Origin of the sequence: Leucobacter albus (genome assembly GCF_039528015.1) — a bacterium.
In the GTDB taxonomy this organism is placed as follows: domain Bacteria; phylum Actinomycetota; class Actinomycetes; order Actinomycetales; family Microbacteriaceae; genus Leucobacter; species Leucobacter albus.
Genome location: NZ_BAAAKZ010000008.1, coordinates 1 through 26,751 on the forward strand (window position 1 = coordinate 1; position 26,751 = coordinate 26,751).

Annotated in this window: 21 protein-coding genes, 1 other RNA gene and 1 riboswitch; of the genes, 8 read left to right on the forward strand and 14 right to left on the reverse strand. The window is 66.8% G+C overall.

Annotated elements, in window-relative coordinates:
- Positions 1-219: 219 nt before the first annotated feature.
- Positions 220-2,208, forward strand: a complete 1,989-nt coding sequence (locus tag ABD115_RS09185) for a MucBP domain-containing protein (protein ID WP_343960408.1) — start codon at positions 220-222, stop codon at positions 2,206-2,208.
- A 54-nt stretch (positions 2,209-2,262) separates the two neighbouring features.
- Here ABD115_RS09185 and ABD115_RS09190 read toward each other — a convergent pair whose 3' ends face one another.
- Together ABD115_RS09190 and ABD115_RS09195 are read right to left on the reverse strand one after the other, a co-directional pair.
- Complete coding sequence (locus tag ABD115_RS09190) at positions 2,263-4,593, reverse strand: choice-of-anchor Q domain-containing protein (RefSeq protein ID WP_343960409.1); 2,331 nt, start codon at positions 4,591-4,593, stop codon at positions 2,263-2,265.
- Between the two features lie 394 nt (positions 4,594-4,987).
- Positions 4,988-5,275, reverse strand: a complete 288-nt coding sequence (locus tag ABD115_RS09195) for a hypothetical protein (protein ID WP_343960410.1) — start codon at positions 5,273-5,275, stop codon at positions 4,988-4,990.
- A gap of 122 nt (positions 5,276-5,397) precedes the next feature.
- On the opposite strand from ABD115_RS09195, the gene ABD115_RS09200 reads away from it, so the two are divergent.
- Together ABD115_RS09200 and ABD115_RS09205 are read left to right on the forward strand one after the other, a co-directional pair.
- A complete protein-coding gene (locus ABD115_RS09200) occupies positions 5,398-6,210 on the forward strand; it encodes an inositol monophosphatase family protein (protein ID WP_343960411.1) in 813 nt (270 codons plus the stop codon).
- 5 nt (positions 6,211-6,215) lie between these two features.
- Positions 6,216-6,623 carry a DUF3054 domain-containing protein gene (locus ABD115_RS09205; protein WP_343960412.1) on the forward strand — a complete coding sequence of 136 codons (408 nt, stop codon included), beginning with the start codon at positions 6,216-6,218 and terminating at the stop codon, positions 6,621-6,623.
- A gap of 18 nt (positions 6,624-6,641) precedes the next feature.
- On the opposite strand, the gene ABD115_RS09210 is transcribed toward ABD115_RS09205, so the two are convergent.
- The 3 genes from ABD115_RS09210 to ABD115_RS09220 form a co-directional block, all read right to left on the reverse strand.
- Entirely contained in the window at positions 6,642-7,352 is a 711-nt protein-coding gene (locus ABD115_RS09210) for an MgtC/SapB family protein (RefSeq protein WP_343960413.1), read from the reverse strand.
- Positions 7,353-7,462: 110 nt separating this feature from the next.
- A complete protein-coding gene (mgtA, locus tag ABD115_RS09215) occupies positions 7,463-10,195 on the reverse strand; it encodes a magnesium-translocating P-type ATPase (RefSeq protein WP_343960414.1) in 2,733 nt (910 codons plus the stop codon).
- A 263-nt stretch (positions 10,196-10,458) separates the two neighbouring features.
- Positions 10,459-10,627: riboswitch (M-box (ykoK) riboswitch) on the reverse strand.
- A gap of 67 nt (positions 10,628-10,694) precedes the next feature.
- Positions 10,695-12,014 carry an aminotransferase class I/II-fold pyridoxal phosphate-dependent enzyme gene (locus ABD115_RS09220; RefSeq protein WP_343960415.1) on the reverse strand — a complete coding sequence of 440 codons (1,320 nt, stop codon included), beginning with the start codon at positions 12,012-12,014 and terminating at the stop codon, positions 10,695-10,697.
- Positions 12,015-12,050: 36 nt separating this feature from the next.
- On the opposite strand from ABD115_RS09220, the gene ABD115_RS09225 reads away from it, so the two are divergent.
- Genes ABD115_RS09225 through ABD115_RS09240 form a run of 4 tightly spaced genes read left to right on the forward strand, consistent with a single transcriptional unit; the run spans position 12,051 to position 17,442 of the window.
- Positions 12,051-12,683 carry an FMN-binding negative transcriptional regulator gene (locus tag ABD115_RS09225; RefSeq protein WP_343960416.1) on the forward strand — a complete coding sequence of 211 codons (633 nt, stop codon included), beginning with the start codon at positions 12,051-12,053 and terminating at the stop codon, positions 12,681-12,683.
- 48 nt (positions 12,684-12,731) lie between these two features.
- Positions 12,732-14,060 (forward strand): MFS transporter, encoded by a 1,329-nt coding sequence (locus ABD115_RS09230; RefSeq protein ID WP_343960417.1) that lies wholly within the window; start codon positions 12,732-12,734, stop codon positions 14,058-14,060.
- 32 nt (positions 14,061-14,092) lie between these two features.
- Positions 14,093-15,688: an amidohydrolase gene (locus tag ABD115_RS09235; RefSeq protein WP_343960418.1), complete on the forward strand. Its 1,596-nt coding sequence runs from the start codon at positions 14,093-14,095 to the stop codon at positions 15,686-15,688.
- Positions 15,685-17,442, forward strand: a complete 1,758-nt coding sequence (locus ABD115_RS09240; RefSeq protein WP_343960419.1) for a thiamine pyrophosphate-binding protein — start codon at positions 15,685-15,687, stop codon at positions 17,440-17,442. The genes ABD115_RS09235 and ABD115_RS09240 overlap by 4 nt, the downstream gene beginning before the upstream one ends.
- A gap of 27 nt (positions 17,443-17,469) precedes the next feature.
- On the opposite strand, the gene ABD115_RS09245 is transcribed toward ABD115_RS09240, so the two are convergent.
- The 3 genes from ABD115_RS09245 to ssrA all read right to left on the reverse strand — a co-directional run bounded on the left by ABD115_RS09245 (position 17,470) and on the right by ssrA (position 19,459).
- The gene (locus ABD115_RS09245; protein WP_343960420.1) at positions 17,470-18,558 is read right to left on the reverse strand and encodes an SRPBCC family protein; all 1,089 of its coding nucleotides are present in this window, start codon (positions 18,556-18,558) and stop codon (positions 17,470-17,472) included.
- The gene (locus tag ABD115_RS09250) at positions 18,555-18,800 is read right to left on the reverse strand and encodes a hypothetical protein (RefSeq protein ID WP_343960421.1); all 246 of its coding nucleotides are present in this window, start codon (positions 18,798-18,800) and stop codon (positions 18,555-18,557) included. Before ABD115_RS09250 ends, ABD115_RS09245 begins: the two co-directional genes overlap by 4 nt.
- Positions 18,801-19,087: 287 nt before the next feature.
- Positions 19,088-19,459, reverse strand: a transfer-messenger RNA (tmRNA) gene (ssrA, locus tag ABD115_RS09255).
- A gap of 161 nt (positions 19,460-19,620) precedes the next feature.
- Between ssrA and ABD115_RS09260 the strand changes: the two genes are divergently transcribed.
- The gene (locus ABD115_RS09260; protein ID WP_343960422.1) at positions 19,621-20,754 is read left to right on the forward strand and encodes a hypothetical protein; all 1,134 of its coding nucleotides are present in this window, start codon (positions 19,621-19,623) and stop codon (positions 20,752-20,754) included.
- A 54-nt stretch (positions 20,755-20,808) separates the two neighbouring features.
- Here the strand turns inward: ABD115_RS09260 and gap are convergent, their stop codons facing one another.
- From gap to prfB, 6 genes are all read right to left on the reverse strand, one after another.
- Positions 20,809-21,807 (reverse strand): type I glyceraldehyde-3-phosphate dehydrogenase, encoded by a 999-nt coding sequence (gene gap / locus ABD115_RS09265; RefSeq protein ID WP_343960423.1) that lies wholly within the window; start codon positions 21,805-21,807, stop codon positions 20,809-20,811.
- Between the two features lie 116 nt (positions 21,808-21,923).
- Positions 21,924-22,877: a GlxA family transcriptional regulator gene (locus ABD115_RS09270; RefSeq protein ID WP_343960424.1), complete on the reverse strand. Its 954-nt coding sequence runs from the start codon at positions 22,875-22,877 to the stop codon at positions 21,924-21,926.
- A gap of 8 nt (positions 22,878-22,885) precedes the next feature.
- Positions 22,886-23,362, reverse strand: a complete 477-nt coding sequence (gene smpB, locus ABD115_RS09275; protein WP_343960426.1) for an SsrA-binding protein SmpB — start codon at positions 23,360-23,362, stop codon at positions 22,886-22,888.
- 158 nt (positions 23,363-23,520) lie between these two features.
- Entirely contained in the window at positions 23,521-24,435 is a 915-nt protein-coding gene (gene ftsX, locus ABD115_RS09280; protein WP_343960427.1) for a permease-like cell division protein FtsX, read from the reverse strand.
- The gene (gene ftsE, locus ABD115_RS09285; protein ID WP_343960428.1) at positions 24,432-25,520 is read right to left on the reverse strand and encodes a cell division ATP-binding protein FtsE; all 1,089 of its coding nucleotides are present in this window, start codon (positions 25,518-25,520) and stop codon (positions 24,432-24,434) included. Before ftsE ends, ftsX begins: the two co-directional genes overlap by 4 nt.
- 118 nt (positions 25,521-25,638) lie before the next feature.
- A complete protein-coding gene (gene prfB / locus ABD115_RS09290; protein WP_343960429.1) occupies positions 25,639-26,742 on the reverse strand; it encodes a peptide chain release factor 2 in 1,104 nt (367 codons plus the stop codon).
- Positions 26,743-26,751: the final 9 nt, after the last annotated feature.

Consider the following 26,751-nt stretch of genomic DNA (forward strand, 5'->3'; position numbering starts at 1 on the left):
ATCCCTGTTTTAGCGCGTGATCATGCGGCTAGATCAAGATTCCATCCACACGTTTTGGCCGATACCCCCGAGATCATCACGTCGCATGACTCACGCCTAGATTACTCATAGAAACTTCGACATACTGACACAGGGCCGCTTTCGACGGGCGGCCCTAGCGCCGCTCCCCTATGGGGCCAAGACAGACGGGCGCAACCGAGCGCCTGGTGAAGGATGTTCATGAAGAATCGACCACTGTATGCCGCCGCAACTGCAGCGGCCCTCTCGCTCTCACTCGTTGCTGGGACAGCGGCAAGCGCCTCGGCAGCGCCGACAGCACCCTGCCACGCGACCGGCGTTGAGGGGGTGGACTATTTCAACCGAGCAATGGGTGAGATCTGGGATCGCGAGGAGCTCGCAAAGCGCTCCGACTGGTTCGGCAACGACATACTCCCTGGTCTCGCTGCCGAGGGGGTTGTCGCCGCTTCAATGATTACTCCAGAGCCGCAGCGGGTCGTCGAGTTCTTTAACGGTGGCGTCCAAGCCGCGTTTGAAGAATTCCGCCTATCGCTCGAACAGCTGGCCGACCGAGTCGAAGCGGCCGGGGGCCACACCGCCGAAGATATTCGCGAGTTCAACGTTGCACGGTACACATACGCACTCGCTATCACGAACGGCTTTGCCGATGCCTTCAACGCAGATCGCGTTTACGATCACGCGTCACACCCAGACTGGGACGACATCGTCGGGCAGTTCTTCTATGCCACCGGTCGGTTGATCTACGGGTTCGAGCCTGATGTCGGGGGTTCGTTTGGCCGGCACGCCCGCACCTACCCAGTCTCGCAAGCGGAGATTCGCTCAGCATTTTCCGAGATCACCGACGAATGGGTGCTCAGCGGAGCCTCCCCCGCCGAGGCAGAGGCGAAGGCCCGAGAAACGATGACAGCGGCGATGACAGCGTGGGTAGAGCAACAGACGCTGACGTCTCTCGAGGCCTTTCAAGTTGGGGCGCGCCTGAACCTCGACACAGCAATGGGCCTGGGGTACGTCGTTGAGCTCGAGGGCAGCAACGGCGCAGTCCTTTCCACCCCCGTCAACCATGCGTCGACGCGGCCGATGGCCCTCCGAGACCTCGCCTCGTCTGCGCCCAGCCAGCTGCTCGTAGACGACAAGCTCCTCTTCGCGAGCCTCGATGCCTCAGGGGCGGGCTTCAGAACTCCCGAGGAGATCACCGGGCATGCCTATGTGCGCGAAGTCGTCGAAGAGACGCTAGACCCACTGGATACACCAGCCACAGTTTCGCCGAACGAGTTCGCGGCCGCGGTGCAAGAGGTCGTAGAGACCCAACTCTCCGAAGCTCACACGCTCGCTGGGGACTTCGATGACGTCCCGGTCGAGTTCCCCCATCTTCTCGACGACTTCACGGAAGACTACCTTTCGTCTTTTGACGATCTCGAAACTCGCGAACTCAAGCGGCTACCCGATTGGCGTGACGAATCGGGGGCACTACCCTACGACAAGATTCGCGCCGATCAGTTCGACGTTATTCCGTTCACCGCCTTGCGAGAGCATGGTGTCACTTCGGTGTCGCGAGCAGTTCGCTACTCCTCAGTTGATGGTGCGCAACTCTCAGGTGCCCCCGAGGTACACCAGGTCGCGGAGTTTTGTTCGACCAAGCACCTGCTGACCGGAGAAACTCGCTGGAGCGATACGGCCCTGACACTGCCTGCCGTGACAGCGCCCACAGCGGCCCACCCTGCGCCGAACGCGACGTTGGGAGCCCCGAGCCCCACTGTGGAGGCGATCGAGGTGACCCCCGCAGATATCGACCTGCCCACCGCTGAGGTCGTGTTCCCCGTGAGCTTCACCATCCCGGTTCGCCACGTCGACGAAACCGGCGCGGCACTGCCCGCATCGCTGACAGCGGGCAACGAATCGCGCACCGGAGCTTGGGGAACGACCGAGGCTGTCTCGGCGCTCAAGCATGATGACTGGACGCTCACTTCGCAGTCGGCAACCCAGCACGTGAAGTTCACTGCTGACCAGCCGGCAATCGTGTTCACGTATCGCAAGGCGACTGCGTCCGAAGGAACGACCGTAGAAAGCACACCGGTGGCGCTGGTCGAGACGGGCGCTAGCGGCTCGTTCACCTGGCAGCTGCTTGCTGCAGCACTGGTGTTCGCAGGCGCGGCCGCCGCAGGCTGGCAGGCCCGCCGCCGATCTGCCTAGCGACAGTCGCGGGAGCCGGGTTCTCAGAAGACTCTTTGAACCCGGCCCCGCTGACTAGCGCCCCGCGACTGTTTTCAGTCGCCGCCACCACACCAGGCCGGCACCACCGAGCAGCAGCGCCAGCCCACCAAGCCACCCAGCAGCGGGTGCGCCGCCGCCGGTCGCGGGGAGCGCCCCCTGGCCAGCACCTGCACCGCCGGGACCGGCGCCCGCCCCGTCGCCGCCACCGCCGGGGCCCGTACCGGGGCCGGTGTTCTCGGTGGCGTCTGTGATCGTTACGGTAATCTCGACGGGCTCACCGAGGTTGGCCCCGTTCGTGGCATCTGCCAGCACAACGGTAAATGCTCGGTCTCCCTGAGCCCCGCTTCGCTGCTTCGTCTCCACGATTACGTCGCTCCGCTGAGGCTGAGACGCCCCGGGCGCAGCGGGGAAGTCGAGCGTCGGGGTGGCTGACTCGTAGTCGCGACCGCCAACCGCGGTGCCGTCGTGGGTCGTCAGGGTGACCCGGGTCGGCAGCTCGGCCCCCCAGCCAGCCTCGGCTGAGCGAACGACGGGGATGACGGCGTCTTCGCCCTCGACCACAGAGATGCTCTGCACCAGGGCAACGGTGCCGGTAACGCTCTCAACCGCTCCAATATCGGCTCCGCTGCCAGCTGGGCGAGCGACTCCGCGCTGGTCGTGCGCCACCGTCGGCGCGCTGAGGGCAGCCCCGAGAAGCACCGAACCGGCGGCCGGGAGCTTGGTCGGCAGCGGCCCACCGTTGTCTCCGAGCGCCCCGAGCGCGATCTCCTGAGTGGTAGCGAGGGCTGCCGCGGGGAGCGCGCCCGACTCGCTGCGCACTACGGTGTCGGTCGTCTCAATCGCTGGCGAGCACTCGCAGTCAACGAAGAACGGGTCAGTCGGCGTGTCAAAGACGGTCGAGCGCACGAAGACCGCGCTGGGTTCAACATCGTCGTAATTCGCGACCTCGACTCCTCCGCCAGAGAACGTGTTGTGCGAAACGTCGACCTGGCCAAAACTCCCGAGATCTTGAATACCAACGGCCGCCTCGTCGCCGTCTGAGAGGTCGAACGTGTTGTTTTCGAAGGTGAGGTGCGCAGCATCGATCCAGCCGATCGACACAGCCTGACCGCCACCAGGGTTGCCCGTTGAACCGTCGAAGGTGTTCCCGATGAAGCTCAGAATCTCATCTGATTCTTCGCGGCCCTCGCCGAGCTTGTCTGCGCTCACATCGCCGCCACTTGCGATCGACGAGTTGCCAGAGAAGAGGTTCTGTTCGAACTCCGCGCGCGTGTTCTCGTGCTGCACCCATTCGATGAGCGAGACGCTCCCGTGAGAGCCGCTCTCGGTGTTCGCGACAGTGTTGCCCGCAAATCGAAACGTATCCTGGCTCAGGCGCTCGTCCATGAGCGGTTCGTCTGCGACCTCCGCGAGCCACGCGTCAAAGTACACGGCACCGCTCTGCTCTGAGTAATTGTCCCTGAACTCGTTGCCGACCACGGCGACCGACTTCTGCGCTCCGGCAAACTGAAGCGGTGCCATGCGCATGTCGTTGTCGGCAAATACCGAGTTCGTCACGAGAGCCTGAGTCGCTGCGTCATCGATCTGAATGGTTTCGATAGCCGCCCCGAACTCCCCCTCGATACCCACAAACTCGTTGCCGTCGAGCAACACCTGCTTCGCGCCAACGACGTACAGGCCGCTGGATGTGCTGTCTGCAACCCTGCTCCCCGTCATGCTGAACAGCTCAATCACGTCGGTGTGAATTCCGCCCCACACCTCGAGCGCAGTCTCATCGCCACTCCCGGCGAACGTGCTCGCGTTGACCGTTACTTTCCCGCCCTGCGACGCGAGCTCTACTGGAGCATCGTCAAACACCGCATCCGTCAGGGCTATGCCCCCGCCAGGAGTTGCCTGCGGCTCTGCGATCACTTTGGTGTCGAGCACTCGTGTGCCTCGAATGTTAGACAGCGCCGCAGTGTGCTCTCCGGCGAGAATTACGGCCTCAACGTCGACGAACCCGACACTGGTAGCGCTCAGTGCGAGCGTCGTGCCCTCAGACACGGCAAAGCTCAACCCGTTCGATATCTGCAGATCTGCAAACGAGACCTCCTCGACGCCGTCGCCCGCTTCGTAGTCGATACTGTAGCCCTCCAGGTTGATGCTTGCCCCAGAATCGGCTGCGCCAACGAGCGCGATCGAGCGAGCATACTCACCGAGCTCCACAGACAGGTCGGTATCGAGGCTGATCTCTCCGACGCCCGGTGCGATCTGCACCACGAAGTCTTTCGCCCCTCCGGCAGGGTTCGCTGATTCCTCTCCCACCGCGGTGAGAACTTGCCGCAGGCTTCCAGGGGCGGGGTCAAAGCCATCGTCGGTTGCCACCGTCACTACGTATTCGGTCGTGGCCGCGTGAGCGGGTGGCGGCGCGACACCCACGCCAACCCCACCCAGCGCAAGTGCCGCCGCGGCTGCTATCGACCACTGCAGCGGGCGCGAACCTACACCCCCACTCAATGGAGAACAACTCTGGCCAGGGCTCACTGTGCTCACTACCGCTCCTCGTCGAAACTATCATCGCGCGCGTACGCGCAGTTCTCACCCCAACCTATGCGCTGCGGTAGCACCAAGCAAGGAAATCAGGTGAATAACCAATGCCGCGCCGCCGCAGTGCGGCAGAGCGGCAATGCGGCAGAGCGGCAATGCGGCAGAGCGGCAATACGGCAGAGCGGCAATGCGGCAGTACGGCAGCGCGGCCCCGGCGCCGCCACGCTCGCTCTCACCACGGCTGCCGAAAGGCGTAGCGCCCGTCAACAAACACGTCGATGTAGCTGGCGCCACCGTCGATGATCTGCTGCGCGATGAGCCGCACCGAGACGATGTGCGTTTCGCGCTCGCCGACCTCAAAGTCGAACACGTTCGGCATCACGATGCCGAGATGGCCCCCGCTGTCGACGACGGGCTTGCCGTCGACGGCGATCGTGACGCGGTTGCGCACCCCGCGCACCCGCACGGTCACCTCGTGACGCTCGTGCGTGCCGACACTGAATGAGAACGCGACTGCCATGGCTCCACCCTAGCGGCGACGCCCTCCCAGGGTACTCGGCCGCGGCGCGCAGCCCGCCGGCGAGCGCTAGGCTTGGCTCAGGTATTCAAGCCGTACGGCACCCCGAGCAACCACGGAGTCTCATGCCAGAGCAGCCCACCACCCCATCGCCCGATCTCGCGTTCGCGCTCGAGCTCGCGGAGCTCGCGGATTCGATCTCGCTCCCCCGCTTTCGCGCGGCAGATCTTCGCGTCGACACCAAGCCAGACCGCACGTTCGTCACCGATGCCGACCGGGCCGTCGAAGACGCGCTGCGCGCCCGCATCGAGGCCGAGCGCCCGGCAGACGGCTTCTTTGGAGAGGAATCGGGGCGCGCAGACCGCGGCTCGCGCCGGTGGATCCTCGACCCCATCGACGGCACCTCCAATTTTCTGCGCGGCGTGCCCAACTGGGCGACCCTCATCGCGCTCGAGGTCGACGGCGTGCAGACCGTTGGCGTCGTCTCAGCGCCCAGTTTCGGCATGCGCTGGTGGGCCGAAATCGGCGGCGGCGCCTGGGGCCAAGACGAGGGCAAGGAGCCACGCCAGCTGCGCGTCTCAGGCGTGAGCGACCTCGAGCACGCCTCGCTGAGCTTCCAGTCGATCGAACAGTGGCGCGAGGCAGGCTATCTCGACTCGCTGCTCGCGCTCGAACGCGCGACCTGGCGCGACCGCGCCTACGGCGACATGTGGTCGTACATGCTGCTCGCCGAGGGGCTCGTCGACATCGTCGCCGAGTTCGACGTTAAGGCGTACGACCTCGCCGCGCTCGTGCCGATCGTGACCGAGGCGGGCGGGCGCTTCACCGACATCGAGGGCAACGAGACCGCGTGGAACGGGAGCGCGCTCGCGACGAACGGGCCGCTGCACGATGCCGTCGTCGAGCTTGTCGCGAAGGCACGAGGGGCCGAAGGCTAACGCAGATGTCGACCACAGTTCAGACCCGCCAGGGTGCCGGTGCCGGAGCCGCCCTCGGATCCTTCGCGATCGACGCGGCGCTCGTCACCGTGTTCGCCGCGATCGGCAGGGGCAGCCACGCCCGCGAGGCGACGGCCGCCGGCCTGTTCGAGACCGCGTGGCCGTTCGTCGCCGGCCTCGCGATCGCGTGGCTCCTTTCGCTCGCGTGGCGCCGCCCCGCCGCGCCGCTGCGCACCGGAATTCCCGTGTGGATCGGCGCGGTCGCCCTCGGCATGCTGTTCCGGGCGCTCAGCGGGCAGGGCACCGCGCTCCCCTTCGTGATCGTTGCGACGCTCACCCTGCTCCTGTTGCTCGTCGGCTGGCGGCTCATCGCCGCGCTCGTGCGGCGGATCCGCGGGCGCCGCACGGCCTAGCCTTCACCGGGGCGCTGCTCAGTCTTCCCCGCGCAACTCGCTCGCGCGCCAGCGCACGCTCGTGACCTCTGGCACAGGCACGATGTCTGCAATCGCGGCCTCGAGCGCGCCGTCGTTGCGCTCGAACGCGACGAGGCGGGCGGTGAGCTCGACCTCGCCGGGGGCGATGTCGTTCGCCTCGAGCGAGTGCACCGTGAACGCTGGCTGCTGCAGCGCGGCGACGACCTGCGACCGCACCGCGACCTCGGCGGCTGCCGCGGAGCGCACGACGAACTCGTACTCGGTCGCCACCGGCTCGCGCGTTGCCGACCCGCCGACCCTGTCGAGCAGCCGCCCGAGTGGGCGCAGCAAAATGTTCGACAGCACGATCGCGGCGGTGCCGGCGACGGCGATGATGAGCATGCCGCCGCCCGCGAGCGCGCCGACCGCGGCCGACGCCCAGAGCGTCGCTGCCGTGTTCAGCCCCGAGATCGAGGCGCCCTGCTTCATGATGACGCCGGCGCCGAGAAAACCGATGCCCGAGACGATCTGGGCGGCGACGCGCGTCGGGTCGGCCTCAACCCCGGTGAAGCTAAACGCTCCCATAATCACGAACAGCGCGGCGCCCAGGCTCACGAGCGCGTTCGTGCGCAGCCCGGCGGTGCGGGAGCGCAGCTGGCGTTCGAAGCCGACGGCGGCTCCGAGCACGAGGCTGACGGTGATGCGGAGGGCAAGGTCGAGGAGTTCCATGACATGCCGCCTTTCTATACTTGCTCTGCTACGCCACTGAGCCCGGGTGGCCATTGGCACGAGGCGGGTTCCTCGCGCCCGGGCCGCCCGGGCTCAGCAGAGGTGTTGCGTTAGATCCAATCGCCGAAGCGGCGCACGTAGCGCGTCTTCGCGAACTGCACGACGATGCAATAGGTGGCGAGTGTGCCGATGAGCCACGGGAAGTAGCTCCACGGCAGCGGCACAAGCCCGACCGCCGCACCGAAGCCCGTGAACGGCAGAATCAGCCCGAACACGCACACGATGGAGGTCGCTATGAGCAGCGGCGCGCTCGCACGCGACTGGATGAACGGCAGCTTGCGCGTGCGCAGCAGGTGCACGATGAGCGTCTGCGAGATGATCGACTCGATGAACCAGCCGGACTGGAAGAACGCCGCCTGGTCGACGGTGTTGGCCGCGAACACGAACCACATGAGCATGAACGTGGTGATGTCGAAGATCGACGACAGTGGCCCGATGCGAATCATGAATCTGGTGAGCGTCTTCGACTCCCATCGCCTGGGCCTGCGCACCTGCTCGTCGTCGACCCTGTCCCACGGGAGCGTGAGCATCGACAGGTCGTAGGCGAGGTTCTGAATGAGCACGACGATCGGGATCATCGGCAGGAATGGCAGCATCGCGCTCGCCACGAGCACCGAGAACACATTGCCGAAGTTCGATGACGCTGTCATCTTCACGTACTTCATCGTGTTCACGAAGGTGCGGCGCCCCTCCATCACGCCGGCCTCGAGCACAGTCAGGTCTTTCTCGAGCAAAATGATGTCTGCCGACTCCTTCGCGATGTCAACGGCAGTGTCGACCGAGATGCCGACGTCGGCCGTTCGCAGCGCTGGGGCGTCGTTGATGCCGTCGCCGAGGTAGCCGACGGTGCGGCCGTTCTCGCGCATCGCCTCGATGATGCGAGCCTTCTGCGCCGGGTTCGTCTTCGCGAACACGTGGGTGCGCTCGGCGAGCTCTCCCAGTTCTTGCAGCGACAGCGCCTCGGTTTCCTCGCCCAGCACGACGCGGGTCGCATCGATACCAACCTCACGGCACACCGTCGCCGCGACGAGCGCGTTGTCGCCCGTGATCACCTTGACGTCGATGCCGTGCGACGCGATGCTCCTGAGCGCGGGCTTCGCCGAGGCCTTGGGCGGGTCGAGGAAGGTGAGGATCCCGACGATCGTCATCTCAAACTCGTCGTCGACCGCGTACTCGATCTCGCGAGCGAGCGGGCCCGCGACCGCGATGTCGCGGGTCGCGACGCCGAGCGCCCGCATTCCGAGCGCGTTCTGCTCGGCAACGATCGCCTCGATCTCCGCGCGGCGCTCGTCGGTGAGCAGCACCTTATCGGTGCCGATCATCTCCCAGACCGAAATCTTCAGGATCTCTTCGACGGCACCCTTCGTTACGACGACGTGGGTGTCTGCTCCCTCAGCGACGACCACCGACATGCGCCGCCTCGCGAAATCGAAGGGCATCTCGTCGATGAGCTCGAACTGCGTAACCGAGCGGTCGAGGTCGTCGCCGGCCGCGGTGAGCACGGCCTCGTCGAGCAGGTTTCGCAGCCCGGTCTGGAAGTGCGAGTTCACGGTCGCCCAGCCGAGCGTGCGGTCGCTCGTCTGACCGCGCGTGTCGAGGTGGCGCTCGAGCACGATCCGGTCTTCGGTGAGCGTGCCGGTCTTGTCGGTCGCGAGCACGTCCATCGCGCCGAGGTCTTGGATCGCGGCGAGCCGTTTCACGATCACCCTGGCACGCGACATCATCTGCGCGCCCTTCGCAAGGTTCGCGGTCACGACGAGCGGCAGCATCTCTGGGGTGAGCCCGACCGCGGTGACGACCGCGAACATGAACGCGCTCCCCCAGTCTTTGGTGAAGCCGTTGATAATGAACACGGCGGGCACGATGACCGCCATAAACCGGATCAGCGTCCACGTGACCTTCTGGATGCCCTTGTCGAACGCGGTCTCTGGCCTGGCGCCCTGAATCGACGCCGCGAGGTTGCCGAACGCGGTGCGATCACCGGTCTGCAAGACGAGCGCGGTGCCAGAGCCCGAGACGACCGAGGTGCCCATGAAGCCGAGGTTCTCTGCCTCGAGTGCTTCGTTCGGGGTTGTCAGCGCGACGACCCGCTTCTCCACGGGCATCGCCTCGCCCGTGAGCATCGCCTGGTTCACCTGCAGGTCGACACTGCGAATGAGCCGCACGTCGGCAGGCAGCATGTCGCCCGCTGCCAGCTCGACGATATCGCCCGGCACGAGCTCCTCGATCGGGCGCTCCCCGGTCACGGGCACGCCGTTGACTCTGCGCGTGACGGCCGCGGTCGTGCGCACGAGTGCGGCGAGCCGCTCGGCCGCCCTGCTCGAGCGAAACTCCTGCCAGAACCGCATGATCGAGCTGACGAGCACCATCGTGCCGATCGTGATGACGCCGATCCAGTCAGCACCCTCCTCGGGGTCGGCGAACAGCACATCGGTGACGAACATGATAGCGACGAGCCCGATAAGGATGAGGATGAAGGGGTTGCGCAGCGTACGCAGGTACTGAATTACGGGCGACGGCGGCCGCTGGTGGCGCACGACGTTGGGCCCGAAACGGTCGAGGCGCGCGGCCGCTTCGAGCTGGGTAAGGCCCTCGCGGTCGGCCTCCACGAGACCGAGCGCCCCCTCGGGGGTGGCCTGCGTTGCCCGGGCGAGCAACTGCGTGTCTGCCTCGGGGGCAGCGACCTTGATCTTGCGCTTGGTGTTGGTCTTTGGCGCAGTGCCGGGCTTGTCCGACGCTGGTGGCGTCGGCGTTGGTGGTGTTTCGATGGGTGAGGCGTTCATAACAACGGTCCTTCGGGTGCAGACGCACGCCAGATCGCGCCGCGGCGAACGGCGTGGGCAGCGTCGGGTGAAGACGGTGAACGAGGGCTGCTCGTCTTCCGCGCGGCGAGCCCGTCTCGGTGCTCTCGCTCAGCTGCTGTGCGTCGCTGCTGGGTGGTGTGTGCCGCGCGGCTGGAATGATCGACTACTGTCGCCGCTCACGGGTCACCTCCTCAGCTCGGCAGCGCTCGACACAACGAGCAGGCCGGAACCCACGATTCCCGCGAACACCTCCACGTCAGAGCTTTGGCACTGCGCGACGTATCCGGTTCACGGAATCCGCTTGGGGCCAACCCTTAATCCGGGAGGGCCTGTCCTCAGCCTGGGCGTCTCTAGACGTCGTGGGATGAGCGGACTGTGTTCACGCAGGAGCCTCGCCGAACGAAGCGCTACTCTCTCCACGCTACACTCAATTGCGCAATTGCGCAAGCAATGCCCCGCCCATCCGGCGCCTCCGCAGTCACCGCCTGAGCGCGCGCCTCGGCGTGAGCATAACCCCGACGAGCGCCGTGGCGAATTCGAGCACACCCCCGGCGTTCAGCGGCGACACGCACACCCGAATGAACGGGGGGCTGTCGAGCCGATACGGCTCCCCGGCCTGCACCGCCCACCCCTTTCGCGCGAGCGCGGCCACAACCTCCGCTTCGAACGGCACGGGCACACAGACGGTGAAACCGCACACTCCCCGCGCGGCGATCCCTGATCTCGCGAGCACCTGAATGAGCAGCTCGCGGCGCTCATCGTAACTCGCGGCAGCCCGAGAAATCCGGTCTTGCGCAACCGGGTCGTTGAGCACCCGAGCGGCCAGCCGCTGCGTCAGGTGACTCACCCAGCCAGGCCCGATGAGCTGGCGCATCTGCACCCGGTCGGTGGTGTCGCGATCCATCGCCGCCACGGCCAGGCGCAGGTCGGGGCCGAGCGTCTTGCTAAACGAACGCACCACCGCCCACGCCGACCGCCCCGCGGTGAGCGTGCGAAACGGCGCCGAGGCGACTCCCGACAGGTGGTCGTCTTCAACGACGAGCACATCGGGGTAAGCCTCGAGCACGCGCAGAAGTTCGCGCTCGCGCTCCGCCGAGAGCGCAGACCCGGTGGGGTTTTGCCCGCGCGGCGTGTGAATGATGGCGGCCACCCGGCGCTGAGCCAACCGCTTGGCCAGGTCGGCCGGCACAAACCCCTCGTCGTCGATCGCCACCCCGACGGCCTCACACCCCAGCACCTGCAGCAGCGTGCGCTGCGACCCCCAGCACGGGTCTTCGACGAGCACGACGTCACCCGGGTGCAGCCGCGCGCTGAGAATGCGCTCGAGCGCGTCGAGCGCGCCGTTCGTCGCGGTCAGTTCGCCAACCACGCCGTCTGCTTCGAACCCCCGCCTCACCACCTCATCGAGCTCGGCGATCACGTTGGTCGCGTCGTACAGGCTCGGAGAGTACAGCGAGTCATCGAGGTAGGAGGCGACAGCGGGCAGAAGATCTGGGTCTGGCTCGACTGAGCTTAGATCGACGAGCCCGGTCGGCACGGTCGAGAGGTAGCTTACGGGCAGCCGCGCGAGGTCTGCGACGACGCTTCGCTTACCCTGCGTCGACACGATGAGGCCGCGCGAGCCGAGCGTGCGCATCGCGGTCGCGACACTCCCCGGGCTCAATTCGACCGCCGCGGCGAGGGCTCGAATCGACGGCAACTGGGTGCCTGGAGGCAGTCGGCCGTCACGAATGCGAGCCGCAATTGCGGAGACGAGCTCATCCGTGTACGCTACCGGCGCCAGATCATCTATTAACACAGTTACAAACTGTACCAATACAGCTAGGGAACATCAATGTGGATTAACCCCACCTACGCGCCGCACGACGCACTTGGCACCGCGAAGGCACTCGTAGACGCCCACCCGCTCGCGGTGGTCATCACCGAAGACCCGCTCGCAATCGCGCACATGCCCATCCTCTGGCGCGAAACCGCCGGGGGCGACCCGGTGCTCATCGGGCACATGCCCCTCGCCGACCCGACGAGCAAACAGCTCGCAGCAGGCGGTCGCGTGACCATCGTGTTCCCCGGCCCTGCGAGCTACATCACGCCGAACTGGTACCACAGCGAGGGGCTACCAACCTACAACTACGCACCCGTGCACGTCGCGGGAGTCGCCACGCGCCTCGGCGAGGCCGAGCTGCGTGAGCACCTGCTCGACCTCGTGGCCGACCACGAGGCAGGGCATTCGCTCGACGAGCGCGCCTGGGCCCTCGACGGTGACGCCCACGCCCGGCTCGAACGCCTGCTTCCGCGGGTGCTCGGCTTCTCGGTGCCCGTTACCGAGCTGCAGGTCAAAACCAAGCTCGGGCAAAACCGTGACGCCGCAGACAACGCGACCGTCGCATCACAGCTCGCGGCCGGCGACAGCGCCGACCGCGAAATCTCCTCCATGATGCGGGGGCAGTGCCCCCACACTCCAAGCTAACCGCGACCCCGCGGTGAACGGCGCAATGGTGCGCTCAGAAAGGAAAACATGAACCGCAATCTCACGAGGGCAACGCTGGGGGCGTTCCTTGGAAGCTCGATCGAGTGGTACGACTTCTTCATCTACGGAACCGCCTCGGCCCTCATCTTCAACAGGGTCTTCTTTCACGACCTCGACCCAGCGCTCGGCACCCTCTTCAGCCTCTTGACCTTCGCGGTCGGCTTCCTCGCCCGACCGCTCGGGGCCGTGATCTTCGGCCACATCGGTGATCGCTACGGGCGCCGGGTGGCGTTCACCTGGTCGCTGCTCATCATGGGCGCGGCGACCGTTGCCGTCGGGCTGCTGCCCGACGCGACGCAAATCGGCAGCATGGCCGCTGTGTTTCTTGTCGCCCTGCGCATCGTCCAGGGCATCGGCGTCGGCGGCGAGTGGGGCGGGTCGGTGCTCGTCGTCACCGAGAACGCGCCGTTGCGCTGGCGCGCGTTCTTCGGGGTCGCCCCGCAGCTTGGGAGCCCCGTCGGCACGATCATGGCGAACGGAGCCTTCATTCTCGTCGCGATGCTGCCCGAGGAAGACATGCTGAGCTGGGGGTGGCGCATTCCGTTCTTGGTGAGCGCGCTGCTCATCGTCGTCGGCTACGTGATTCGCCGCACCGTCGAAGAAACCGAAGATTTCACCTCGGCCACCGCCGAGGGCGGCTCAACCGATTTCCCCATCAAAGAGGCGATCGTGTCTGCCTGGGGCCGCATTCTGCTCGTCGCCGGCTCGCGCATCCTCGAGCTCACCGGGTTCACCGTCGCAACCGTCTTCCTGGTGGGCTACGTCACGACCACGCTCGGAGGCGAAGCGACGAACGTCACCAGCGCGGTGCTCTGGGGTGGCGTGGCAGAGCTCATCGTGCTGCCCATCTACGCTGTGATCATGCTGAAATACCGCCCCAAGAGCCTCATCTATTGGGCGGTTGGGCTCGGCATCTTGTACGTCACGCCGTTCTTCATGCTCGTGAACATCAACGAGGCCTGGTCGATTACGCTCGCCATGATCATCTGGTTCCCGATCATTTCGCTTCCCTTCGCCGCCTACCCCACGCTGTTCGCGGAGCTCTTCGACGAGCGCATTCGCTACTCGGGAATGTCGCTCGGGTTCAACCTCGTCGGCATTTTCTCGGGGTTCGCTCCAGCTATCGTTTCTGGGCTGTACATCGCGACGGGAAGCTGGTGGGCGATCGCTGGGTTCCTCGCGGCGGGCATGCTGGTCACGCTCGTATGTGTGCTGCTGATGCAGACCCCCTACATTCAGGCTGGCGTCGAACGCGACCGCGCCCGCCTCGACCGCAACCGGGCAGCCGCCGAGCCTGCCCCAGCGGTCAGCCAGTAATCCACCGTCAGTTTCGTTGAAAGGAGCGCGGCATGCGCGCCGATCTCATCTTCAAGAACGCGGTCATCCACACGATGGATCCGCAGCGCCCCACAGCCACCCAGATGGCAGTGTGGAACGGCCAAATTCTCGCCCTCGACGAGCAGCTCGCAGGCGTCGACTGCGACAACGTCGTCGACTGCGAGGGGCGCACCCTGCTGCCCGGTTTCGTTGACGCTCACACCCACCTCGGGTGGACAGGCACTCGCGAGTTCTCGGTCGATGTCACGACCGAGACCACGGCGGCCGCGGTGCTCGACCGGGTTGCCGCGGCAGCTGCCACCCGGGCGGCATCGGAGTGGATCGAGGTGACCGGATACGATCAACGGCGCATCGGCGGCACGCACCTCACCGCGGCGCAGCTCGACCAGGCGGGCGGCGGGCGCCCCGTCTGGGTCAAGCACTTCTCGGGGCACGCGTCGGTCGCGAGCTCAGCCGCGCTCGCGGCCGCAGGCGATCAAGCGCTGGCGGCCGCCTGCCTCGAGCGCGCCGGCCTGCTGCTCGAGGAGGAGCAGGAGCTCGTCAGCACGCAGGTCTACCCCTACCCGCTGGCCTTCATCGAACAGGCCGTGCGGGTCGCCGCTGAGCTGTGCCTTCGCGACGGGGTGACAAGCATCGTCGACGCCGGCATTGGAGCCGGGCTCGCCTCGATCTCGGCGGTCGAGCTGCGCGCGTTCCAAAACCTCGTGGCGGCAGGTGAGCTGCCCGTGCGCGCGACCCTGATGCCGCACTTCGACGCGCTGCAACCGATCGAAGCGCACCCAGACGACACCCTGGAGGTCGGGCTCGGGCTGGCCGTCGCCTCGGGCTTCGGCGGCGAGCGCTTGCGCATCGGCCACGTGAAGTTTTGGTTCGACGGCGGCATGATGGCGCGCACCGCCGCTTTCACGGAGCCCTACAGCGGCACCGACAACGTCGGGCTGCTTGCCGGGGAGCGCGAGGCGCTCATCTCGCAGGTCGCCTCGGCACACGCGTCGGGCTATCGCGTCGCGATTCACGCGATCGGTGACGTCGCGATCGACGCCGCAATCGACGCGCTCGAGGCCGCCCGCTCGCGCCGGCCCTTCGTGCATGCCAGGCCCCGGCTCGAGCACGGGGCCTACATTCGAGACGACCAGCTCGCCGCGCTCGCCGACCTCGGCGTCACCGTCGTGTCCCAGCCCTGTTTCTTGCAGACGAGCGGAGACGACTTCGCCGACATCATGGGAGCGGAGCGCACCGCCAGGCTCTACCGGGGCAGGTCGCTGCTGGATGCCGGAATTCGACTTGCCGCCTCGACCGATCGACCGCACGCGGGCACGCCGTTGCAGGCTGTGCAGGCCCTGACCGAGCGGCGCTCGAACACGGGCAGGTCTCTCGCCCACGCCGAGCGCCTGAGCGTCGCCGAGGCCCTGCGCGCCTACACCATCGATGCGGCCTACGCGGCTGGCACCGAGGCTTGGACAGGTTCGCTCACCCCGGGCAAGCGGGCCGACATCGTGATGCTCGACCGCGACCCGCACGACACTCCGGTCGAAGAGATCGGAGGCATCGCCGTCGCGCAGACCTACGTCGACGGTGCCCTCGTCTGGCAGGGAGGCGCGGCATGAACTCCCCCGTCACTCAGACCGCACTCGCCTCCCCCACAGTGTCGCAGGTGGTTGCTGCCGAGCTGGCCGGGGCGGTCAACACCGTCTTCGGCGTCGTCGGTAACGGCAACGCTCACGTGGTCGACGCCCTCATCGCCGCGGGAGTGCCGTTCACCCCAACCAGGCACGAAGCAGGCGCGGTCGGCGCGGCCGACGGTTTCGCTCGGGCAACGGGGGCGCTCGCGCTCGCGACAACGACGTACGGCCCCGGGTTCACAAACGCGCTCACCCCACTCGCCGAGGCGGTCGCCGCGAAGTCACCGCTGGTGCTGCTCACCGGCGCCCCGCCGGCGACGCCCAGGCCATGGGATATTGATCAGGCGGCGTGCGCCCGCGCCGTCGGGGCCGCCGTGGTGCGGCTCGCCACGACGGGGGTCGCCGAGGCGCTGCGCGACGCGGTCGGTCACGCGCGCAACCGCCGCAACCCCGTCGTCATCGAGTTGCCCTACGACATTGCGACCAGGCCAGCGTTGCCCGGGCCAGGTGCCCGCGGAGCGTCGCCCGGCGTTTCGACGGCGGGACGCGCCCCTGCCGCACCGGGCGGCCGCGGTGAGCTGACGCCGAGCGAAGCCTCCCTTGTCGCCGAGGCCGCGAGCGTGCTCGCGGGAGCCGAACGGCCGCTTGTCGTCGCGGGCGCCGGTGCGCTCCGCGCCGGGGTGATCACCGACCTCGCCGCGATCGCGCGGGAGCTCGGCGCCGCGACCGCCACCACCGCGGTCGCCCGTGGCGCCTTCGGAGAAGGGGTCGCGTCGCTCGGCGTGATCGGAGGGTTTGCGGCCCCCGCGGCTGCGGCCCAGTTGGAAGCCGCCGACGCGGTGCTCGTCGTGGGCGCGAGCCTCAACCCCTTCAGCACTCGCTTCGGCCGGGTCTTCGGTTCGGCAAGCGTCGTGCGCATCGATCTCGACCCCGGGCCAACCCAGGCGCCTGTCGCGCTGTCGATCGCAGGCGATGCCGCGACGCTCGTGCCCGCGCTGCGGGAGGTGCTCGGCGAGAGAGTCGGCGAGACGGTCGGGCCCGCGGGCGTGACCGCCTCGACGTGGGGCGAGCTTGCCTGCGAGGCCGCTGCGAGCGGCGCGTCGCAGGAGCGCCGACCCATTGCGGAGCGAGCAGGCGACGGCCGGCTCGACCCGCGGGCGGTCGCAGACCGCCTGGCCCAGATCCTGCCGCGGCGCCTGCGCCTCGTGCAAGACATCGGGCACAGCATCTCGTGGGCGCCGCAGCGATTCGCCCCGAACCCGGAGTTGCCCCCGCTGTTCATGGGCTCGGCTTTCCAGTCGACAGGGCTGGGGCTGCTCGGGGCGATCGGCGCATGTGAGGCATCTCGGGGCGAACTCGTCGTCGCCGCCATGGGAGACGGGTCGTCGCTGATGGCGCTTGCAGACCTCGACACGCTAGCTCGGTCGCGCACCAGCTGCGTGGTGCTCGTCTGGAACGATGCCGCCTACAACGCCGAGGTGCTCCAGTACGCCAACGCGCAGGGCCTCAACCCCGCCCCGATGCTCATCGACGAGGTCGACTTTGCCGCGGCAGCACGGGCGGTCGGCGGCGCGGGCAGCACAATCACGGAGCTCGCCGACCTCGCCCCGTTCGAGGCGTGGCTCGAGGGCGGGGACGGGCTCTACCTGCTCGACTGCCGCATTTCGCGCGCGGTCGAGGCACCGTTCATGGAAGAGATCACGGCCTCGGTGGTGAGACACGACACGCTCCCCACCTAGGCAGCACCCCGGGCGCCCGCCTCGCGCTTATGCGGAGCGAAACACGCGACTGATTCCGCTCCCCAGCTGCGCGACCTGCAGCCAGAGCACGAACCGCAGCGCCGGCCTGAGGAGTACGCGCTGCGCGCGCCTCAGCGGCCCCGCGGCCGGGCGATCTGCCGGCGGCTGCCACCCGAAAGTAATGCCAAGCTGGGTGCCGCCGGCCGCCGGTGCCAGCGACAGGGCAATGACGCGCGTGTTTGCGCTCGGCTCATCGGGGAAGCTCATGCGCCACTCGATGCGCGAATGCTCGTCGAGCTGCGTAAGCTCGACGAGCAGGCTGCGCCGCTCGGGCCTCACCCGCATCGGCTTGCCGTCTGGCGCCTCGCTCCGAGCGGTCGCTGCCCACGCGTCGCCGAGCTTCGGGTGCAGCCCCCGGAGCTCGGCTGGCAGCTCGACCTCGCCGACGATCACGTCCCACTCCGGCATCCGCTCCGCGGCGATCAAGAGTTCCCAGAGCTCAGCAACCGGCGCCGGCACGAACGCGGTGCCGGTTCGCATGAGCTGGTTTCGCGCTGGGCTCGCGCCCGGCGACGTCACCTCGCGCTCAGCCGCCACCCCAGGGCGTTCGGCCCCCGGCCCTGCCTGCGCTCGGCGGCTCCCAAACGTCGGGATCCGCTCGGCGACTTCGAGCCGCTCCGTCACGGCGGCCGCCGACGTGCCCAGCCGAGCAAGCAGCTCTGCAGCCAACCCGCTCGGCTCTGCGAGTAGCTCGCGCAGCACGGCCCCCGCATCTCCGCTGCCGTGTTTGTTCGCGAGCGTGATCACGCGCTGGGCGCGTTCGCTCCACTCGTAGCCTCCGGTCTGGTGGAACACGATGGGGCCGGGCGCCGGCGGCTCGTGATCGACACCGAGCGCGCGCAGGTGCTCCGTGTGGTGCTCGGCAATGGCCTCGCGGGCGGCCCGCAGTGTGACGCCCTCGGCGCGGAGCACCTGCCCAGCGGGCTCCTCTGAAATCGAGAGCGCGAGGAAGAGATGCTCGAGGTCGGCCTGTCTGAGGCCCACCCGCGAGGCCTCTTCCATCGCGGCGAGCGAGAGCGCGTACGAGGTCGCGGCGCTGCGCGTCACGCGGCTCATGCCCGGCCCCTGACCCGCAGGTGACGCTGATCGACGCGCTTTGCGTATTTCTTGTGCACGGCCTGGCGGCTGACGCCAAGGGCATCGGCAATGGTCTGCCAACTCATGCCAGAAGCCAAGGCTGCTTCGACGTGCCGCATCTCCAACGCATCGGCGAGCGATCTGAGAGAAACAACGGCCCTGAGGCCTACGCGCGGATCGGTGGCGTTCACTGCATCCTGAGAAGCTTCAACGATGTTCATAGTGTCAACCTACGTTGCGAAGGCGCGCCTGTCAACCCAGGTTGCGCAACCCGCTCGCCGCCGACCCTGCGGTAGATAGGCAATCTGCCCAAGATAGGGCCCAAGGCGCGGGCTTCGACCCTGGGAGCGCAGAGGCCGTATGCTGCGCAGCCCCAGCCCCAGCCCGAGCGCAGCCCCCAGCCCCAGCCCCAGCCCGAGCGCAGCCCCCAGCCCCAGCCCCAGAAACACAAAGAGGCCGCCCAGCGGGCGGCCTCTCGCGCGAAAGCTCAGTGCGTGATGCGCATGCCCTGTGGAGCCGCGGGGAATTGAACCCCGGTCCACTTCGACGATTCCATGCCTTCTACGAGCGTAGTTCGTGAAAACGTTCTACTCGGCCCCATCCTTTGCCACGAACACCTAGGATGACAGGCCCAGTCTCAGTAAAAGTCCCGGTGCGCCCTGAAACACAGCGAACCAGCAAGCCCCCTAGATGACGCCAGGAAACCGGGGCGGAGGCACACCCGGCCTGACGGACTCGGTCTCGTGCTTAGGCAGCGAGAGCGAAGTCGGTGCGCTTAGAAGTTGCACCTATTGGTTGCGAAGGGCGTTAACGAGATAACTCCGCGTCCTCGGCCCGCTTCTCACAGTCTCAAACCGACGTGTCGAAACCGATCGGCCCCGTAGGGTGGGTCACACGTGACCCATGGGCATTCACATCACACACTATTGAGTTCTCAAGGAACCTGGCTTGGCCAGGCCTTCCAGAATACCACGGCACACACCGCAGCGCGAGGCCCGCATGCATTCCAACGGCCTTCACCGCGCCGACTACGCTCGAAGCATGACACAGCGCACCGGCAGCCCGACGTACACCGACTGGCTGTGGCACAACTGGAATGCCATCGGGCTCACGCTCGCACTGCTGCTTGCGCTCACCTGGTTCTGGACAGTCGCAGAAATTCCCGCCCTCGGGCTACTCATTGCGGCAGTGATACTTGCGGGCGGAGGGCTTGGGCTCCTCCCCCGACGCATCTTGCGCGGTTCGGGTCATACAACGCTGCCGGGGCGCATGGCCCCGCTGCTCATAGCCCACTGGTGGTGCTCGGCGGTGTTCCTCTTTCTACACGTGACCACCTCGGCGAGAATCACCTCGGCGATACCCCTACTCGAGCCGCTCGGGGCGCCCTTCAATGAGCGCCTGGCGGGCACTATTGTCGGCTGGGCACTCGCTGCCTACTTCGGCACACTCATAGCGTTGTTCGTCACCGCGATCGCTCGCCGCACCGAGCAGCTCAACGACGCCCTGCGGTGGCGGCGCCCGAGCGCAGTGGTTGCATTCCTTGTCCCTGCGCTGCTCGCGGCGGGTTCGGTTGCCACGCAGTTCACGATCGAGTCGCAGCGCGACGCCGCAGGTGACTCCGTGCGGGCAGCGAAGCGATACACCGACGGCGAGCGAATAGCGCTCACACAGCAGCGCTACGACGCAGCGCAGCACGACGTCTCTGAGGTGCGCGAGCTCATCGAGCCCGAGAGCCGTTGGGCGAGCAATAGCCCGTTCATCAATCGGGCGCAGAGCGCTGATCGCACTGGCGCCGAGTCGTACGGCTTCCACCTCGACTGGGAGCTCGACCGCCAAGCGACCCCCGACGCGGCCGGGGCGGCCACCGCTCATCTCACCGAGCGGGGGTGGCGCGTCGTCAATGCGGCGCTCTCCGACGGCCCCAACACCTTCTGGGCCGACCACCCCGACGGCAGGCACATGAGCCTTATCGACAGCAAACGCGGCGCGGGCAGCACACTTCGATACCGCTCGCTCGAGTGGTGGAGTGGTGACGACGATGGTTCGCTCGGCGCCGCGTGCCCGGCTTCACGCCTGAGCGGCTACTTTTCGACCGAGCGTCAACCGTCGCAACCGGCCGCACAAGCCGATACCCCGGCCGCTCAATTCGCGGCGGCTGAGTGGCCTGCGTGTTAACAGACGCGGGGCGGATCGGCGACTGCCGACCCGCCCCGCGCATCGCGCAGCTGACTACTTCGTGAGGAACTCGAGCGTCTGTGCGACGCGGTTCGAGAAGCCCCACTCGTTGTCGTACCACGCCGACACCTTGACCAGCTTGCCGCTCACCTTCGCGAGCTCGGAGTCGAAGATCGAGGAGTGCGGGTCGGCGACAATATCGCTCGACACCAGCGGATCCTCTGAATAGGCGAGCACGCCCTTCAGGCGCCCCTCGGCGGCCTCCTTGAACGCCGCGAGCAGCTCGTCGCGCGTGACCTCGCGACTCACGACGGCGGTCAGCTCGACGATGGAGCCCACGGGCACCGGCACGCGCAGCGAATCGCCCTGCAGCTTGCCATCGAGCTCGGGCAGCACGAGGCCGATCGCCTTTGCGGCGCCGGTCGACGATGGCACGATGTTCAGCGCCGCCGCCCGCGCGCGACGCGGGTCCTTGTGCGGGCCGTCGACGAGGCTCTGGTCTCCGGTGTAGGCGTGCGCCGTCATCATGAAGCCCTGCTCAATACCCGCGAGATTGTTGAGTACCTGCGCGACCGGCGCGAGCGCGTTCGTGGTGCACGAGGCGTTCGAGATGATGCGGTGCTGCTCGGGGTCGTAGGCCTCGGTGTTCACGCCGTAGGCGAGGGTCACGTCTGCGCCCTTCGACGGCGCACTCACGAGCACGCGCTTGGCGCCTGCCTCGAGGTGCATTCCGGCGTCTTTCGCTGCCGTGAAGCGCCCGGTCGACTCGACAACAACATCGATCTCAAGCTCGCCCCATGGAAGCTTTGCCGGCTCGCGCTCCGCGAGAATCTGAATGCGGCGATCGCCGACGACGAGGTAGCCGTCTTCGAAGCTCATCCGCTCCTTCGCGCGGCCGTAGACCGAGTCGAAGTTGAAGAGCTGCGCGAGCGCGTTTCCGTCGCCAAGGTCGTTCACCGCGACGACGTCGAGCCCGCTGCCCCGTTCGAGGATCGCGCGGAGGAGCCCGCGGCCGATCCTACCGAAACCATTGATTGCGATGCGAGAGGTCATTTGTCCATCTTTCTCGAACTTCTTGGGGTACTCCAACCATTCTCACGGCAAAACACGGAACGGGAAAGTGGCAATAATGCCTCCTCCTGAAAGGATTACGCCACAGCCGAAAGTGGCTACTCCCCCTGCGTGAAGGTGCGGCGGTATTCGCTCGGAGTCGTGCCAAGCACCCGGCGAAAGAACTGGCGCAAGTTCGCGCCGGAGCCGAGCCCGACAGTGAGCGCAATCTCGTCGATGCCGAAGTCGGTGTTCTCGAGCAGTTCGCGGGCCAGATCGATGCGCGCGCGCATCACCCACTGCATGGGCGTGTACCCCGTCTCCTCGCGGAACCGGCGGGAGAACGTGCGCGGAGACACATTCGCGTGGCGCGACAGCGACTCGATCGTGAGCTGCTCGTCGAGGTGCGTGAGCGCCCACTCGCGCGTCGTCGAGAACCGCTCGCCGATCGTTGGCGGCACGCTCCTGCGCACGTACTGCGCTTGCCCGCCGCTGCGGTACGGGGCAGCGACCAGGCGCCTGGCCGCGTGGTTCGCCGACGCCATGCCGAGATCTCCCCTGAGAATGTGCAGGCACAGGTCGATTCCAGAGGCCGCCCCCGCCGAGGTGAGCACGGAGCCCTCGTCGACGAACAAGACGCTCTCGTTGACCTGAATCTGCGGGAAGCGCTCGGCGAAGATTCGGGAGTAGTGCCAGTGGGTTGTCGCCCGCTTGCCGTCGAGCAGCCCGGTCGCCGCGAGCGCGAAGGCCCCCGTCGAGATCGCCGCGATGCGCGCACCGCGCTCGTGGGCGGTGATGAGCGCGCGCACGAGGGCAGCCGGCGGCTCCTCACGGTCGGGGTAGCGATACCCCGGGATGAAGATCAGCTCGGCGCTCGCAAGCGCCTCGAGCCCGTGCTCGACCGCGTACGAGAGCCCGTCTCCCCCGGTCACCAGCCCCGGCGTAACGCCGCACACGCGCACCTCGTAGGGCATGCTCGGCCTCGTCGTGAAGACCTGCGCGGGGATTCCAACGTCGAGCGGCTTCGCGCCATCCAAGATGACGACGGCGACCTGCCGCAGGCGATCCGCCACGGCGACGCCTACTCGCCAGTGCGGTTGCGCTGCCGCATGGCCCGCTCCGCCTCGCGCTTGTCTTGCTGCTCGCGCAGCGTATGCCGCTTGTCGTACTCCTTCTTACCCTTCGCGAGCGCGATTTCGACCTTCGCTCGGCCGTCCAAGAAGTACAGTCGCAGCGGCACGATCGTCATGCCACCCTCGCGGGTCTTGTCGTGCAGCTTGTCGATCTGTTTGCGGTGCAGCAGCAACTTGCGCTTGCGGCGCGGCGAGTGGTTCGTCCACGACCCGTTGAGGTACTCGGGAATGTAGGCGGCGTCGAGCCACGCCTCACCGTTCTCGATAAACACGTACCCGTCGACGAGCGACGCGCGCCCCATGCGCAGCGACTTCACCTCGCTGCCCGTGAGCACGAGGCCCGCCTCGAAGGTGTCGAACAGCAGGTAGTCGTGGCGCGCCTTCTTGTTCGACGCGATGAGCTTCTCACCGGTTTCTTTCGGCACGTCCACGTCCTTTCTCTTGCGGCATTGCGGGGGTGCGCAAGGATCTAGCCTATCGGAGCCGCCGCGCTAGGCGCGAACTCGCGCGAGAAACGACAGCGCCGCCCCGACCAGCTCGGGTGAAACCGTGCGGTAGGGGCGGCTGCTGGCGGCTCGCGGCGCTAGACCCTGAGGTAGCGCGTGATGGCGATCTTCGCGGCGATGGCCGAAAGGATCACGCCAAGGGCGATGAGAATCGGCGGCACGATCAGCGATTGCTCGACCGTGATGTAACTCGTAAACGGCACCTCTTTGACCAAGAAACCCTGCACGAAGAACTTCACGATTGCGACAGATGCAGCCCCCGCGAGCACGGCGCCGATGAGTGCGGCGATAATGCCCTCGAGAATAAACGGCGTTTGAATGAACCTGTTCGACGCGCCGACGAGGCGCATGATGCCGATCTCTCTGCGCCGCGAGAACGCCGAGAGTCGAATCGTCGTGGAGATGAGCAGCATCGCTGCGATGAGCATCAGCCCGGCGATGCCGATCGCGGTGTAGCTCGCCACCCCGAGGAACAGGAAGATGCGATCGAGCAGGCTCTGCTGATCTTTCACGCTTTGCACCCCAGGAATGCCGGTGAAGGTCTCGGTAATAATCTCCGACTTCGACGCATCCTTGAGCTTCACCCAGAACGTCTGGTTGAGCTGTTCGGCGCTCGTCACGTCGAGAATCGGGTTGCCCTCGAACTGCTTCGTGAACTCCTCGTACGCCTGATCGTGGTCAAGGAAGAAGTAGTCTTCGACGTAGGGCGCGAGAATCTCGTCGTTCAGTGCAGCCTCGATGGCTCCGATCTGCTCCTCGCCAGCGTCGGTGCCGTCGCACGTCGCGCTCTTGTCGTACGAGGTGCAGAGGTACACCGCGACCTGGGCGCGGTCGTACCAGAACGACTTCATCTGCTGCACCTGCTGCTGCATGAGAATCGCGGCGCCGACGAAGGTCAGCGACACGAAGGTGACAAGAATCACCGAAATAACGACCGAGAGGTTGCGGCGGAGCCCGCTCCACACCTCTCCCATCACAAGCCTGAACCTCATCGCGTCGGCCCCACATTTCCCTCGTGTTCGTCGCTCAGGCCGAGGCGCTCAGCGAACCCGCCTGACTCCGCCACCTGCACGGTGCTTTCGACGTCTGGCTCGAGGAATGTCGGAATGCGCTTTCCGGGCACCGCCTCGTCTGGCGGCGGCGGTTGGTTCGGGTCGCTCGCGTCTTCAAGGTGCGAGGCGAGCGGGTCTTCGATTGCCTCGGCGAGCGGCTCGCCCGCCGCGGATGGGAGCGGATCGATGAAGCCCGCTTCGCTGCCGAGGGCGCCAGCGGCCGCGGCATCCTGTTCCCTGATGCGCTCGACATCGGGAGCCAACGCCTGCCGCACGACCTCCTCCGACGTGCGCAGCACGCGCGCGCCGGTGTCGGTGAGCTCAGCGATCGGAATCGACGCGGTGTGGCCGTAGCCGCCCTCGACATCGTCGCGCACGACGACGCCCTGCGAGAGCTCGACGACGCGCTGCTGCATGATGTCGACGAAGGTTGCCTCGTGCGTGGCCATCACGACGGTCGTGCCAGAAGCGTTGATTGCCTTCAGCAGCTGCATGATGCCCAGGCTCGTGGCCGGGTCGAGGTTGCCCGTCGGCTCGTCGGCGAGCAGAATGGCAGGCTTGTTCACGATCGCCCGCGCGATCGCAACGCGCTGTTGCTCGCCGCCCGAAAGCTCGTGCGGGAAGCGCTTCGCCTTGCCGGCGAGCCCGACCATCTCGAGGGTGTCTGGCACGGCCTCTTGAATGAATCCGCGCGATTTGCCGATCACCTGCAGGGTGAAAGCGACGTTGTCGAACACCGTCTTGTTCGCGAGCAGCCGAAAGTCCTGGAAGACCGTGCCGAGCCCGCGGCGAAAGTATGGCACCTTTCGCGACGAGATCTTGCTGAGGTCTTGGCCAGCGACGTGGATCTGCCCTGACGACGGCCGATCCTCGCGCAGGATAAGGCGCAGGCAGCTCGACTTGCCCGAGCCCGAGGCACCCACGATGAAGACAAACTCGCCGCGATCGATTTTAAGATCGATCGCGTCGAGCGCGGGCTTTTGCGTGCCGCGATACTTCTTGGTGACGTTTTCGAAGAGGATCATAACGCCACAGAGACTACGCGCCCTTTGACCGATATCGCCTGAGGCGCGCGCGAGTCACACGCATTCCCGGCAACCTTTGAGCCCGCCTCTAACGCGCTGTGGGCCCACCGGCTTTGGGTTACTTGTTCAGCGAACGCCAGCGAATACCGGCCGCGATGAACCCGTCGAGGTCACCGTCGAACACCGCGTCGGGCTGCGACGACTCGAACCCGGTGCGCAGATCCTTCACAAGCTGCTGCCCGTAGAGAAAGTAGGAGCGAATCTGGTCACCCCAGCTCGCGGTGATGTTGCCCGCGAGCTCCTTCTTCTTCGCCGCCTCTTCTTCCTTTTGCAAGATGAGCAGTCGCGCCTGCAGCAGCCGCATCGCGGCGGCGCGGTTCTGAATCTGGCTCTTCTCGTTCTGCATCGAGATCACGATGCCGGTGGGAAGGTGGGTGATGCGCACAGCCGAGTCGGTCGTGTTCACCGACTGGCCGCCGGGGCCGCTCGAGCGGTACACGTCGACGCGGATGTCGTTCTCGGGGATCTCCACCTCGGTCGCGGCCGCGAGCAGCGGAATCACCTCGACCGCGGCGAAGCTCGTCTGGCGCTTGTCTGCAGACCCGAACGGGCTGATGCGCGCGAGCCGGTGCGTGCCAGCCTCGACCGACAGCGTGCCGAATGCGTACGGCGCATCGATCTCGATCGTCGCCGACTTGATGCCAGCGCCCTCGGCGTAGGAGGTGTCGAGCACCTTCGTCGTGTAGCCCCGATCCTCTGCCCAGCGCAGGTACATGCGCAGCAGCATCTCGGCGAAATCGGTCGCGTCGTCGCCGCCGGCGCCCGACCTGATCGTCATCACCGCGGACTCCGCGTCGTACTCGCCGGAGAGCAGCGTCTGCACCTCGAGATCCTGAATCAGCGTCTCGATCGCGGTGAGCTCGGCGAGCACCTCGGCCTCGGTGTCGGCGTCGTCAGCCTCCTCCGCGAGCTCGGCGAGCACCTCGACGTCGTCGATGCGCGACTCGACGCCGCGCACCTTGCGCACGCGTGCCTGCCGATGCGACAGGCCGCTCGTGACCACCTGCGCCGCGTCAGGGTCGTCCCACAGGTCGGGGGCAGAGGCCTGCTGCTCGAGCTCGGCGATCTCGCGGTCGAGCTTCGGCAGGTCGGTAACCTCGGCGATATCGGCGTAGGTGGCGCGGAGCTGGCGAATCCGTGCGGAGAAATCCTGTTCAAGCATGATGCCCCA

Coding starts and splice junctions, on each gene's coding strand:
- ABD115_RS09185 (WP_343960408.1), top strand. CDS start 220: ATGAAGAATCGACCACTGTATGCCGCCGCAACTGCAGCGGCCCTCTCG.
- ABD115_RS09195 (WP_343960410.1), bottom strand. CDS start 5,275: ATGGCAGTCGCGTTCTCATTCAGTGTCGGCACGCACGAGCGTCACGAG.
- ABD115_RS09200 (WP_343960411.1), top strand. CDS start 5,398: ATGCCAGAGCAGCCCACCACCCCATCGCCCGATCTCGCGTTCGCGCTC.
- ABD115_RS09205 (WP_343960412.1), top strand. CDS start 6,216: ATGTCGACCACAGTTCAGACCCGCCAGGGTGCCGGTGCCGGAGCCGCC.
- ABD115_RS09210 (WP_343960413.1), bottom strand. CDS start 7,352: ATGGAACTCCTCGACCTTGCCCTCCGCATCACCGTCAGCCTCGTGCTC.
- mgtA (WP_343960414.1), bottom strand. CDS start 10,195: ATGAACGCCTCACCCATCGAAACACCACCAACGCCGACGCCACCAGCG.
- ABD115_RS09225 (WP_343960416.1), top strand. CDS start 12,051: ATGTGGATTAACCCCACCTACGCGCCGCACGACGCACTTGGCACCGCG.
- ABD115_RS09230 (WP_343960417.1), top strand. CDS start 12,732: ATGAACCGCAATCTCACGAGGGCAACGCTGGGGGCGTTCCTTGGAAGC.
- ABD115_RS09235 (WP_343960418.1), top strand. CDS start 14,093: ATGCGCGCCGATCTCATCTTCAAGAACGCGGTCATCCACACGATGGAT.
- ABD115_RS09240 (WP_343960419.1), top strand. CDS start 15,685: ATGAACTCCCCCGTCACTCAGACCGCACTCGCCTCCCCCACAGTGTCG.
- ABD115_RS09245 (WP_343960420.1), bottom strand. CDS start 18,558: ATGAGCCGCGTGACGCGCAGCGCCGCGACCTCGTACGCGCTCTCGCTC.
- ABD115_RS09250 (WP_343960421.1), bottom strand. CDS start 18,800: ATGAACATCGTTGAAGCTTCTCAGGATGCAGTGAACGCCACCGATCCG.
- ABD115_RS09260 (WP_343960422.1), top strand. CDS start 19,621: ATGACACAGCGCACCGGCAGCCCGACGTACACCGACTGGCTGTGGCAC.
- gap (WP_343960423.1), bottom strand. CDS start 21,807: ATGACCTCTCGCATCGCAATCAATGGTTTCGGTAGGATCGGCCGCGGG.
- ftsX (WP_343960427.1), bottom strand. CDS start 24,435: ATGAGGTTCAGGCTTGTGATGGGAGAGGTGTGGAGCGGGCTCCGCCGC.
- ftsE (WP_343960428.1), bottom strand. CDS start 25,520: ATGATCCTCTTCGAAAACGTCACCAAGAAGTATCGCGGCACGCAAAAG.
- prfB (WP_343960429.1), bottom strand. CDS start 26,742: ATGCTTGAACAGGATTTCTCCGCACGGATTCGCCAGCTCCGCGCCACC.